Consider the following 12,210-nt stretch of genomic DNA (forward strand, 5'->3'; position numbering starts at 1 on the left):
GGAAGCAGGTGGGGCTGGTGCTGGATGAGGGGGGTGCCGGCGTTGCCACCGGCGGTCACGGTTCCGATCTCGATCTCGGGGTGTCCCAGCAGCAGACGCAGCAGCTCACCTCCGGCGTAGCCGCTGGCCCCGGCGATCGCCGCTGTGTATCCCATGGTGAGACCCCCTCTTCGAAATGGATTGGACTATCATGCATGCCCTTGCAAGTTTATGCAACCAAGTTCGAAGGTGGCCACCATCGTCCACGTGAGATGGGCGACACGGCCATCCCGCACCGCCCGGGGATCGCCGGTCAGCGACCGGGCATGCGGGTGGCGATACCGGCCAGGCGCGAGGTGTTGCCCTTGCCGCTGGAACGGAACTCTCGGCGGTCGGCGGTGCGGTACAGGCCGTTCACGACCTGGGTGCCGACCCAGCGCAGCGGCTCCGGCTCCCATCCGCTGACCTCGTGGCCGACCCATGGCAGGCGGGTCAGGTCGCTGCTGCGGCCCAGGACGAGGTCACGCAGGGTTCGCCCGGCCAGATTGCTGATCGAGACACCGCTGTGGGCGTAGCCGCCGGCCCAGGCCAGGCCGGACTCGGCGTCCAGCTGCACGGTGGGCGACCAGTCCTTGGGCACCCCCAGCACCCCGGACCAGGCGTGCTCGACCGGAACGTCGGAGACCTCGGGGAACATACGGGTCAGAGCGCGCCAGAGCTCGACGATGGCCTGCGGTTGGGTCGCACCCTCGTCCACCGGGGAGGCTCCGGGCCGCTTGGGGGCACCTCGGCCACCGATGGCGATGCGCCCGTCGGGGGTGCGCTGGGCGTAGACGTAGGAGTGCGCGGCGTCACCGAGGACCTCACCGCCCTCCCAGCCGATCCCCTTCCACAGCTCGTCGGGAATGGGTTCGGTGACGATCATCGACGAGTGCATGGGGCGCCACCTGCGACTCTGTCCGCGCATGGTGCCGGTGAAGCCCTCGGTGGCGCGGACGACGTGGTCGGCGCGCACGATGCCGTGGTCGGTGACCACGGCGGGACGTTCGGTGCCCCGTCGAGGGCGGATCTCCTCGACCGTGGTGCCCTCGAACAGGTCCACGCCCAGGTCCTCCACCACACGGGCCAGCCCGGTGACGAGTTTGGCCGGGTGCAGGCGGGCGGCGTGCGGCGTGTAGCCGGCGGCGACGGCGTCGCGCACGGCGATGCGGGGGATCTCGTCGGGGTCGACCATGTGGAAGTCGTCGGGCCAGTAGCCCCATTCCTGGAGGTACTCGATGTGACCCTGGAGACGGGTTCGCTGGGCCTCGTTGCCGGCGACCAGGTACATACCGCCTTTGACCTGGTCGGCGTCGATTCCCTCGGCCTCCAGGACCGAGAGCACCTCGTCGACGGTGCTCATCAGGCCGCGCTGGAGGGCGACCATGGACGCCTTGCCATGTGACTGTGCGTAGCTCTCCCGTGATCCGGCGAACTCGGCCGAAAGCCACCCTCCGTTACGACCCGACGCACCGAAGCCGGCGAACTCGCGTTCGACCACGCACACGCGCAGGTCGGGCCGGTCCTTCCTCAGGTAGTAGGCGGTCCACAGGCCGGTGTAACCGGCTCCGACCACGCAGACGTCGTAGTCGGCGTCGCCCGACAGAGGCGCCCGACGTTGGGGCACCCCCGTGTCGCGGAACCAGTGGGAGACGCCTCCGTTGGCGAAGCGCGTGGACCGGGGAATCGGCCTCAACTGGGCAGCAGTGGTGAAAAGCCTCATGATTCCCCCCGGAACGTCCGTGCCCCCGACCCACCCCGCGCTGGGCCCCGACCTCTGGCCAACCTACATGGGTAACGACCATGCGTGGGATGTTTTCTGCACATTCGAGAGGGTCCCGACCCACTTGAACGGTGATTCGACTACGCAGAGTTCCGAGACCCTCGGCTCGAACTGTCACGGAGCGTACGCGCGATGGCGGCGAGTTGTCGAACGCCCTCATTCCCCAACGGGGAGAGCACGTGTTCGCGCAGCCGTTCGACGTGCTTGTCGCGAGCGGCGCAGATGAAGGCCAGCCCGCTCTCGCTCAGGGTGGCGTAGACGACCCGTCGATCCTCGGCACAGTTGTTCCGAACCAGGTACCCCTCCTTCTCCAGCCGGTCGGCGAGCTTGGTGAAGCCGCCGGTGCTGAGGCTGACCTCCCGGGCCAGGCGACTCATCGGCAACCGGTGCTCCGGGGTGCGCTGGAGCCGGATGAGCACTTCGAACCAGGGCCCGGCCATGTCCTTGCCGTCGGGGGTTATGCCCTTCAGGAGCTTGGGCTCGATGGAGTGCATGGCCTCGGAGACCAGCCCCCAGGCGGTGATGAGGTCGTCGTCGCTGGGACGACCCTCGGAGCGTGTGTTCTCGACGCCGTCGATCGGTTGCGCGGTCATCCGTCCTCCTGCGGTCGCCCAGGGCGCTCGAAAACGGACCACACCCTGGAGAAGTATCTTCCGAGTAAATATTACTCGAATATAGCAGTCAGGGACAGTAGTTTCCTAGAAAAATAAATATCCCGTCGGCGCGTGTCTCGCACCGACGGGTGTGCGTCGGACCTGTGTACGGGAGCCCGCCCGGGCTCCCGTCATCAGTTTCGGGCCATCACGGCGTCCAGTGACGCCGCCAGGGTGTTGGCCATGTGGTCGATCTGTTCCCAGGTGATCACCAGTGGCGGCGACACCAGCAGGGCCCTCGGAATCGGGCGTACGATCACCCCGCGGGTACGGGCCTCCGCGAAGACCTCCGCCGTGGTGATCCCCCGTTCGGTGAGCGCCTCCTCTGTGAGTTCCACCGCGCCCATCACCCCGACGCCGGAACGGACCTCGGCCACCAACGGGTGGTCGGCCAGTCCGCGCAACGCCGAGTCCAGGTGCGTCTCCACCTCGCGAGAGACCGTGAACAGGTCCTCCCGCTCCAGGATGTCCAGGTTGGCCAGGGCCGCCGCACATGCGGACGGGTGGCCGGCGTAGGTGGTGCCGTGCAGGAAGGGGTTCCCCTCCTGGTTCCAGAACGGGTCGGCCACCCTGCCGTTGACCATGACCCCGCCCAGCGGCAGGTAGCCGCTGGAGACACCCTTGGCGAAGACGATCATGTCCGGGCTCACGCCGAAGCGCTCGATCCCGAACCAGTTGCCCATGCGCGCGAATCCGCAGATGACGCTGTCCACCACGAACAGCACACCGTACTTGCGACAGATCCGCGCGACCTCGGTGAAGTATCCGTCCGTCGGCAGGAACACTCCGCCGGCCCCGATGACGGGTTCGGCGAAGAAGGCGGCGACCCGGTCCGCCCCCACCCGGAGGATCTCGGCCTCCAGTGCGGCCGCCGAGTCGTGCGGGATCACGGAGGTGTCCTCGATGAGGCGACCGTGCCCGCTACGGAACCGCTCCATCCCGATGATGCTGGTACCGAAGCCGTTGAGGCCGTGGTAGCCACCGGTGCGACTGATCAGGTGCTGCCGATCGGGCTGCCCCAGCGCCGCCCAGTAACTGCGGGCGAGCTTGGCCGCGGTGTCGATCGACTCCCCTCCCCCGCAGGTGAGGATGGTGCGCGGGTCCTCGATCGGAGCGTGCGCGGCCAGGCGTTCGCTCAGCTCCAGGGCGGGTTCGTTGGCGAAGTCCCCGTAGACGGTGTAGGCGTCCAGCGTGTTCATCTGGCGGTGGACCGCGTCCGCGATCTCGGTGCGGCCGTGCCCGACATTGCAGTACCAGAGACTGGCCGTGCCATCGAGGTAGCGGTCTCCGGACCGGTCCCACAGCCACACGCCCTCGGCGCGGGCCACCACGAACTCCGGGCCCTTGGCCACGGTGTTCATATCGCAGAAGGTGTGCCAGAGACGGCTGGGCTCCCGGTGTTCCTTGGGAGTGAGCGCGGACGAGACAACCGTTTCGGTCATATGGCGACCTCCGAGCCGTGACGTGCGCGAAAACGCGCAGTGGAAAACGGATCCGACCCCTTACCCGGGCGCCCAGGTTGTGTCAGGTGCTTGCAGGCTAAGTTGTCGACCCGCTTCTCAGCAAGAGCCAAAACGAAGCTTCATGCCCCGAAACATAAACTTCATTCCGGCTACCCTTGGCGCTGACCCACAAAACCCCTGCTGTGCAGGAAAAACAGGCCGAAAAAAATCTTGGAATCCGGGGTCGGTCATCGGACGTTTCGCAAACCTACGGGGGGTTCGGAGCGGCTCGAAGAACCCCGTTCGAAGGTCGTTGCACCGTCCTAACACAAAAGGCGGGGCGGGTCTCCCTTCCGAGAGGACCCGCCCCGCCCACGCGTGAACGGCGTGTCGCCGGCCTCAGCCGCGCAGAACCGCTCCGGTGCGTTCGGTGGCCAGGGCCACGGCCGCGTCCCGGGCCGCTCCGGCCTCCTCCGCGGTCAGGGTCCGGTCACCGGCGCGGAAGCGCAGCGCGAAGGCGACGGACTTGTGTCCCTCCTCCACCTGCTCGCCGGTGTAGACGTCGAACAGGCGCACGCTCTCCAGGAGTTCGCCGGCGCCCTCCGCCAGGGCGGAGCTGATGTCGCCGACCGGGACGGACTCGTCCACGACCATGGCCACGTCCTGGGTCGCCACCGGGTAGGTACGGACCTCGGGTGCGATGACCTTGGCTCGGGCGCTCTCGATCCGGTCGAGGTCGAGTTCCATGGCGGCGGCGCGCTCGGGCAGGGAGAACGCCTTGACCGCACGCGGGTGCAGCTCACCGGCGTGCCCGACGAGCACGCGCTCGCCGTCCACCCGGACGTACAACGCCGCGCAACGCCCCGGGTGCCAGGGCGCTCGGGCGTCCGCCTCGATCTCCAGTTCCACGCCCGCCACGCGGGCGACGTCGCGGGCCGCCTGGATCGCGTCGGCCCAGGATGCCTGTCGACCCGGACCCCACCAACCGGCCCGCTCCGCGGCACCGGCGAGCACCACGCCCACCCGGCGCGGCTGTTCGGGAAGGGCCGCGTCGATGCGGGCCAGTTCCTCGTCGCCGGGGCGACGGTCCACCGGGGGCAGCGGAGCACGCCCGGCCCCGGCCCTGGGCCGGTAGACCAGGCCCATCTCGAACAGGGCGACGTCGGTCAGACCACGACCCACGTTGCGCGCCAGGGCTTTGAACAGTCCCGGCAGCAGCGTGGTCCGCAGCAGCGGTTCCTCGTCGTTGAGCGGGTTGGCCAGGCGCACGTTGTCGCGACGGGGGTCGTCGGCCGTCAACTGGAGCCCGTCGAGGTCGCGCTCGCCGACGAACGGGTAGGCCAGCACCTCGTTGTAACCGACGGCGGCCAGGGTACGGCCCACCGCCCGACGCAGCCGCTGGCTCTCGGTGAGTCCGCGACCGAAGCCCTTGAAGCCGATCGAGGGGATGTTCTCGTAACCCTCGAAGCGGATGACCTCTTCGGCGATGTCGTTGGGGTCGGTCAGGTCCGGCCGCCAGGACGGCGGGGTCACCGTGAGCACGTCACCGTCGGCCTCGTAGGAGCAACCGATGGCGCGCAGCCACTTCTCGGTGGTGCCCTCGGGGTAGTCGATCCCGGCCACGGACCCGGCGTGCCCGGTGCGCACCTCGATGGTGGTGGGCTCGGACGGGTGGTGGACGTGGGTGTAGGCCGACTCCACCGTGGCGCCGCCCAGTTCGGCCAACAACCGGACCGCGCGGGTGGCCGCTGCGAGCTGCACCCGGGAGTCGATGCCACGCTCGAAGCGACGCGAGGCCTCCGAGGAGAGCTGGTGCCGGCGCGAGGCGCGGGCGATGTGGCGCGGTTCGAAGTGCGCGGACTCCACCAGCACCGAACTGGAGGTCGACCCGATCTCGGTGTCCACACCGCCCATGACGCCGGCCACCGCCTGAGCGGCGGACTCGTCGGCGATGACGATGTCGTCGGTGTCCAGGGAACGCTGGACGTGGTCCAGGGTCTCCAGCTTCTCGCCCGCCTCCGCTGCGCGGACGGTGACGGTGCCGTTGAGACGGTCACGGTCCCAGGCGTGCAGTGGCTGGCCGAGTTCGAGCATCACGTAGTTGGTGACGTCCACGGCCAGGGAGACGGGGCGCACCCCGCTCTGGTGCAGACGACGCTTCATCCACAGCGGGGTGGGCGCCTCGGGGTCGAATCCGGTGGCGCCGCGCAGCACGAGCCGGTCGGCCAGGGCCGGGTCGGCGATGGCTCCGGGGTGACCCTCGCCGGTGGGCTCGTCGATGGTCGTCTCGGCGGGGTCGTGGAGGTCGACCCCGTACAGGGCCGCCACGTCGCGGGCCACGCCCCGCATGGACAGGGCGTAGCCGCGATCCGGGGTGACGGCGATGTCGAGGACGTCCTCGCGCAGGCCGAGGGCGGCGATGGCGTCGTCGCCCACCGCGCCGAAGCCCTCGGGCAGGACCACGATGCCGGTGTGGTCCTCCCACAGGCCGAGTTCGGTGGCCGAGCAGATCATGCCGGCGGACATCTTGCCGTAGGTCTTGCGGGCGCCGATCTTGAACCCGCCGGGCAGCTCGGCACCGGGCAGGGAGACGACGACAAGGTCGCCCTCGGAGAAGTTGCGGGCACCGCAGACGATCTCCTGGGGCTCACCGGTGCCGTTGGCCGCTCCGACGTCCACCCTGCAGTAGCGGATGGGCTTCTTGAAGCCGGTGAGCTCCTCGATCTCCAGCACGCGGCCGAAGACGATGGGGCCGGTCAGGTCGGCGCCGAGCTCGTCGACGGTCTCGACCTCCAGACCCGCCAGGGTCAGACGGGAGGCCAGTTCTCGGGCGGTGACGTCGGCGGGAAGCTCGACGTACTCGCGCAGCCAGGTCATGGGGACACGCATCAGATCTCACTCCCGAACGCCGAGGTGAAACGCATGTCACCCTCGACCATGTCGCGCATGTCGCGCACACCGTGCGCGAACATCAGTGTTCGTTCCACTCCCAGGCCGAAGGCCCATCCGCTGTAGACCTCGGGGTCCACCCCGGCGGCGGTCAGCACGCGCGGGTTGACCACACCGCAACCGCCGATCTCGATCCAGCCCTCGCTGGAGCAGGTGCGGCACGGCGCATCGGGGTCGCCCACCGAGGCTCCGTGGCACACGAAGCACTCCATGTCCACCTCGGCGGAGGGCTCGGTGAAGGGGAAGTAGGAGGCGCGGAAGCGTGTGCGCAGCACCTCACCGAAGAAGGACTCGACGAAGGTGTCGATGGCGCCGCGCAGGTGCGCCATCGTGATGCCCTTGTCGACCACCAGACCTTCGAGCTGGTGGAAGACCGGGGTGTGGGTGGCGTCGAGCTCGTCGGTGCGGAAGGTCTTGCCCGGCGCGACGACGTAGACCGGAAGCTCACGGGTGAGCAGGGAGCGCACCTGCACCGGGGAGGTGTGGGTGCGCAGCACCATGCCGGACTCCCCACCGTCGGGACCCTCCACGAAGAAGGTGTCCTGCATGGTGCGCGCGGGGTGGTCGGGCTGGAAGTTGAGGGCGTCGAAGTTGAACCACTCGGCCTCGATCTCGGGGCCCTCGGCGATCTCGAAGCCCATGCCGACGAACACGTCGGCCATGCGTTCGGCGACCGTGGTCAGCGGGTGCCGGGCCCCACGGGGACTGCGGTCCCAGGGCAGGGTGACATCGACGCGCTCCTCGACGAGGACGCGTTCGTCGCGCTCGGCCTCCAGGACGGCCTGACGGGCCTTGACGGCCTGCCCCACGTCGCGGCGGGCGCCGCCCACGCGCTTGCCGGCCTCGGCCTTGGCGGCCGGCGGCAGGGCACCGATCTCACGGTTGGCCAGGGCCAGTGGGGAACGGTCGCCGGCGTGGGCGAGCCGGACCTCCTTGAGTTCGGCGAGGTCGGCGGCGGCCTCGATGGCGGCCAGCGCCTCCTCGCGCATGCGGGCGACCTCGTCGGGGTGCAGGGGGGTCACCTCGACCGGGTCGAAGGAATTGTTCGGTGCAGACATGTGGTTGCCTCGCCGTCACCGCGTCCGCGCGGGGCGGAGGCGGGCGGTGGTCACGGGTCCGCGCGAGGGCGGACCAAGCCGACAGGAAGAAGCACGGGGTTACCGCGAGCCGGGTGCGAAACCGGCCCAGGTGTCACAGCAAGCCCAGGGTTGACGGGCCGCGCCGGACGGAATCCACGGTGGGATGACGGGGCGGGGCCGCGTGCGCCCACCGGGGCCGAAGGGTCTGAGGGCTCAGACGAACTCGGGTGTCCCGGCGGGCATGGTAAATCGGAACTCTGCGCCACCGTTGGGGGCGCGGCCGACGGTGATCGTGCCGCCGTGGGCCTCGACGAGACCCTTGACGATGAACAGTCCGAGTCCTGTGCCACCACGGCGCTTGCTGCGCCAGAACTGGCGGAAGACGCGCGGAATGGTCTCGGGCGCTATGCCCTGGCCTTCGTCGCGCACCGACACCGCTGCTCCTCCTTCACACGGCTCGATCACGATACTGACAGTACCAGCGCCGTGCCGCACCCCGTTTTCCACGAGGTTGGTGAGGATCTGTTCGAGTTTGTCGGGGTCGAGCCACATCTGGGGCAGGTCCCCGTGCGTATCGACCCGGAAGCGTTCCTCCGACTCACCGGAGGCGACGCGTCCGGAGACCACCCGACGGACGGCCTCGGGCAGATCGACGACCTGTCGTCGCACCTCCAGGCGTCCCGACTCGATGCGGGAGACGTCCAGGAGGTCGTGGATGAGGCGGGTGACTCGGTCGGCGTCGGCGTTCACGGTCTCCAGCATGAACAGCTTCTGCTTGTCGGTGAGCCGTTCCCACTTGGTGAGGAGTGTGGAGGTGAAGCCCTTGACACTGGTCAGGGGCGACCTGAGTTCGTGGGCGACCTCGGAGACCAGGTCCGCGCGGGAGCGCTCGGCCCGCGCGGAGGCGTCCCGGAGGCTGACCACGAGGCGAACGACGTCGCCGCCGGGGCGTGCGCGCACGTAGCGGGCCGCGACGAGGACCTCGCGTTCGTCGGGCAGGCACAGGACCCGTTCGATCTGGCGGGTGCGGTCGCGGTCCCCGCCGTAGGGGTCGCTGGCCTCCCACCAGTCGTGTCCGTCCAGACCTCGCAGGGGCAGGGCGGTGCGGAAGTCGCGGCCGAGCGCGGAGGTGGTGGGAACACCGACGAGTTGGGCGGCCTGGGTGTTGAACAGGACCACACGACCGCGGGCGTCGGCGACGACGACACCGTCGGGCAGGTCGTCGGCGTGCAACGGGATGCCGCCGGTCGCGACGATGTCGAGGTCGGAGGTGACGGGTTCGCCCGTCGGTTGCGCCGCCGCGCCGTCGGAGTCCTCCGCCGGTCGATCCACCTGCCGGCCGCTGCCCACGCCTCTCCCAGCTCCCCTCCGACGGTCCGCGGCTCAGGTGTCCTGGGCCGCGGATCTGTGATCGGTGGCATCCGTCCTGACCGGACTCTCCCTGGACACCACCGCAGTCTACCCTGCTCCCCCACCTGGTACGCCTCACGAGTCGAGGCGCACTCCGGATGGGAGTCCGAGCGTACGGACACCGGTACCCGCCCACCGATCGTGGACGGAAACCTCCCTCGGACGCGATCCTCGTCCAAGTGCTCACACCGTGTGGCCGAGCCTGCCGTGTGGGCCGGTCGGGCACATCCCTCTACCCGTGACACGGGTCGTGTGAGGGCGGCCACGCGGAATCCGCATGGACCACCGTGGTGCCGGTCCGACCCTATCGACACTCAGGGCTCGTGCACGTGCATTCGGCGAGGTTGACGCGACCTGTTACCGAGTGTGTACACCCAAGGGATTCCGAACGCCCGGAGGGACCTTTCGAACACGGAGAGTGATCATCCGTGGAGTCGCTCTGCCGGGGTCGGGATGCTTCAGGGGCGCCGCTGCTGGCGCGCGGTCGTGTACAGACACACCGCTGCCGCCGTGGCCAGATTCAGGCTTTCGGCCCCGCCGTAGATCGGGACACTGACCGCGCCGTCGGTCAGACGGACGGTCTCCTCCGGCAGCCCCCAGGCCTCGTTGCCGAAGACCCAGCCGACCGGACCGTCGAGGTCACCGTCGTCGGCGACCTGGTGCAGGTCCTTGTCGCCCCCGCCGTCGGCGGCCCACACCTTGGCGCCCGCCTCGTTCAGGAAGTCGATCGCCCGGGCTACCGGCACACCCACCACCACGGGCAGGTGGAACAGGCTTCCCGCGGAGGCCCGCACGCACTTGCCGTTGTAGGGGTCCACGGACGCGTCCGTGAAAACGACGACGTCCGCCCCCGCGGCGTCGGCGGTGCGCAGTACCGTCCCGGCGTTGCCGGGGTCGCGCACGTGGGAGAGGACGACCGCCAGACGCACGTCGGTGACCTTCTCCAAGGGGACGTCGACGAACTCGCAGACCGCGATGACCCCTTGCGGGGTGATGGTCTGCGCCAGTTCGGACATCACGTCCAGGCTGACCCGATGAGTGGGGACGCCCGCCGTGTGGGCGGCGTCCATCAGGTCGATGTGGCGCTGCATGGCCTCCGCCGTGGCGTAGACCTCCAGTACGCCGTTGCCGCCCCCGCCGTACGGGGGCCGCCCACCGCCGTTCGCCGCGGCGAGCGCCTCCCGCACAGCCTGAGGGCCCTCCGCGAGGAAGCGCCTCTCACGCTGGCGGAAGGTACGCTTGGCGAGCCGCCGAACCCCCTTGATCCTGGGTGACCGGACGCTCGTGAACTCGTGGCTCGCCATCGCTACCCGTCTCGTCTCGCCGTGACTAGGCCGCGACGGAGGCCGGCAGGGCCTGCTTGGCCTTCTCCACCAGGACGGCGAAGGCGGCGGCGTCGTTGACGGCCAGTTCGGCCAGCATGCGACGGTCGACCTCGATCTCGGCCAGCTTCAGCCCCTGGATGAGACGGTTGTAGGTCAGGCCGTGAGCGCGGGAGGCCGCGTTGATGCGCTGGATCCACAGACGACGGAACTGCCCCTTGCGGTCCTTGCGGTCCCGGTAGGAGTAGGTCATCGAGTGGAGCATCTGCTCCTTGGCCTTGCGGTAAAGGCGCGAGCGCTGCCCGCGGTAACCACTGGCCCGGTCGAGAACGACCTTGCGCTTCTTCTTGGCGTTGAGAGCCCGCTTCACGCGTGCCACAGTGACTCCCTCATAGGTTCTTACGGCGCGCACGGCGCGCCGAGCGGTCCGGCCAGGACTGGCCCGGCGGCCGTGTTCGCTTCAGGTGGTCGCCCTTCGAGCGCTCAGAGCGAACCGACCGGGTCGGACGCGGGGCACTGTCGAGAAGGGCTGAGGTTACTGCCGTTGCCTAGCGGCCCAGGAGCTTCTTGATGCTCTTGGTGTCGGCCGGGGAGAGCACGGCCTCGTTGCTCAGCTTGCGCTTACGCTTGGAGGTCTTGTGCTCAAGGATGTGGTTCTTGTTGGCACGGCGGCGCATGATCTTGCCGGAACCGGTGACCTTGAAACGGTCCTTGGCTCCACTGTGGGACTTGTTCTTCGGCATGTCGCCGTCGTCTCCTACTCCGTCGGCGCGGCATCCGCCCCGGGGACGAATGTCGCGATTGTTCCGCGCTGGGCGGGTCTCGCACGCCTGTGCATCGTGGGCTGTTCGCGCACAGCCCACCCCACCGTCCGGCCGCCTCGAAGGCCGGACGGTGGGGGAATTCCTAGGCCTGGTCGCTGCTCTCGCGGCGGGTCTTGTCCCCGGCCGCCGCACGGGCCTCGGCCTTGTGGTCGGAACGCCGCTTGTGCGGACCGATCACCATGACCATGTTTCGGCCGTCCTGCTTGGGCTGGGACTCGACCATGCCGAGATCCTGGACGTCCTCGGCCAGACGCGCCAGCAGCCTGCGCCCGAGTTCGGGGCGGGACTGCTCGCGACCACGGAACATGATCGTCACCTTGACCTTGTCCCCACCCTTGAGGAACCGGACGACGTGACCCTTCTTGGTCTCATAGTCGTGCGGGTCGATCTTCGGGCGGAGCTTGATCTCCTTGATGATCGTGTTCGACTGGTTCTTGCGCGACTCACGGGCCTTGACCGCGGACTCGTACTTGAACTTGCCGTAGTCCATCAGCTTGGCGACCGGCGGGCGCGCGGTCGGCGCGACCTCGACGAGGTCGAGGTCGGACTCCTGGGCCAGACGCAGGGCGTCCGGCACGGAGACGATTCCGACCTGCTCGCCGTTGGGCCCGACAAGTCGGACCTCGGGCACCCGGATACGGTCATTGATGCGGGGCTCGGCGCTGATGAGACCCCTCCCTAGCTTTCTCGGATTACCTGGGACCGGTCGGCCACCACTGGGTGATCGACC

At 69.0% G+C, this 12,210-nt stretch carries 10 protein-coding genes and 1 pseudogene; all 11 read right to left on the minus strand.

What is annotated here, in order from left to right:
* Positions 1-155 (minus strand): annotated as a pseudogene (locus K8V84_RS20780) (N-acetyl-gamma-glutamyl-phosphate reductase); the annotation flags it as partial.
* Between the two features lie 137 nt (positions 156-292).
* Entirely contained in the window at positions 293-1,741 is a 1,449-nt protein-coding gene (locus K8V84_RS20785) for an FAD-binding oxidoreductase (protein WP_304077571.1), read from the minus strand.
* A 140-nt stretch (positions 1,742-1,881) separates the two neighbouring features.
* Positions 1,882-2,394, minus strand: a complete 513-nt coding sequence (locus tag K8V84_RS20790; protein WP_304077574.1) for a MarR family winged helix-turn-helix transcriptional regulator — start codon at positions 2,392-2,394, stop codon at positions 1,882-1,884.
* A gap of 194 nt (positions 2,395-2,588) precedes the next feature.
* Positions 2,589-3,815 carry an aspartate aminotransferase family protein gene (locus K8V84_RS20795; RefSeq protein WP_304077589.1) on the minus strand — a complete coding sequence of 409 codons (1,227 nt, stop codon included), beginning with the start codon at positions 3,813-3,815 and terminating at the stop codon, positions 2,589-2,591.
* 480 nt (positions 3,816-4,295) lie between these two features.
* Positions 4,296-6,785 (minus strand): phenylalanine--tRNA ligase subunit beta, encoded by a 2,490-nt coding sequence (gene pheT, locus K8V84_RS20800; RefSeq protein WP_304077577.1) that lies wholly within the window; start codon positions 6,783-6,785, stop codon positions 4,296-4,298.
* Positions 6,785-7,903, minus strand: a complete 1,119-nt coding sequence (gene pheS, locus K8V84_RS20805; protein WP_304077580.1) for a phenylalanine--tRNA ligase subunit alpha — start codon at positions 7,901-7,903, stop codon at positions 6,785-6,787. The genes pheT and pheS overlap by 1 nt, the downstream gene beginning before the upstream one ends.
* 234 nt (positions 7,904-8,137) lie before the next feature.
* Positions 8,138-9,274, minus strand: a complete 1,137-nt coding sequence (locus tag K8V84_RS20810; RefSeq protein ID WP_304077581.1) for a HAMP domain-containing sensor histidine kinase — start codon at positions 9,272-9,274, stop codon at positions 8,138-8,140.
* Between the two features lie 518 nt (positions 9,275-9,792).
* Positions 9,793-10,638, minus strand: a complete 846-nt coding sequence (locus K8V84_RS20815; protein ID WP_304077583.1) for an RNA methyltransferase — start codon at positions 10,636-10,638, stop codon at positions 9,793-9,795.
* A gap of 25 nt (positions 10,639-10,663) precedes the next feature.
* Complete coding sequence (gene rplT / locus K8V84_RS20820; RefSeq protein ID WP_304077585.1) at positions 10,664-11,035, minus strand: 50S ribosomal protein L20; 372 nt, start codon at positions 11,033-11,035, stop codon at positions 10,664-10,666.
* A 169-nt stretch (positions 11,036-11,204) separates the two neighbouring features.
* A complete protein-coding gene (rpmI, locus tag K8V84_RS20825) occupies positions 11,205-11,399 on the minus strand; it encodes a 50S ribosomal protein L35 (protein WP_304077586.1) in 195 nt (64 codons plus the stop codon).
* A gap of 163 nt (positions 11,400-11,562) precedes the next feature.
* Positions 11,563-12,147 carry a translation initiation factor IF-3 gene (gene infC / locus K8V84_RS20830; RefSeq protein ID WP_304077591.1) on the minus strand — a complete coding sequence of 195 codons (585 nt, stop codon included), beginning with the start codon at positions 12,145-12,147 and terminating at the stop codon, positions 11,563-11,565.
* Positions 12,148-12,210: the final 63 nt, after the last annotated feature.

This window comes from Nocardiopsis listeri, from assembly GCF_020741345.1.
Classification (GTDB): domain Bacteria; phylum Actinomycetota; class Actinomycetes; order Streptosporangiales; family Streptosporangiaceae; genus Nocardiopsis; species Nocardiopsis listeri_A.

Coding starts and splice junctions, on each gene's coding strand:
- K8V84_RS20815 (WP_304077583.1), bottom strand. CDS start 10,638: ATGGCGAGCCACGAGTTCACGAGCGTCCGGTCACCCAGGATCAAGGGG.
- pheS (WP_304077580.1), bottom strand. CDS start 7,903: ATGTCTGCACCGAACAATTCCTTCGACCCGGTCGAGGTGACCCCCCTG.
- rpmI (WP_304077586.1), bottom strand. CDS start 11,399: ATGCCGAAGAACAAGTCCCACAGTGGAGCCAAGGACCGTTTCAAGGTC.
- K8V84_RS20785 (WP_304077571.1), bottom strand. CDS start 1,741: ATGAGGCTTTTCACCACTGCTGCCCAGTTGAGGCCGATTCCCCGGTCC.
- K8V84_RS20795 (WP_304077589.1), bottom strand. CDS start 3,815: ATGAACACCGTGGCCAAGGGCCCGGAGTTCGTGGTGGCCCGCGCCGAG.
- K8V84_RS20790 (WP_304077574.1), bottom strand. CDS start 2,394: ATGACCGCGCAACCGATCGACGGCGTCGAGAACACACGCTCCGAGGGT.
- pheT (WP_304077577.1), bottom strand. CDS start 6,785: ATGCGTGTCCCCATGACCTGGCTGCGCGAGTACGTCGAGCTTCCCGCC.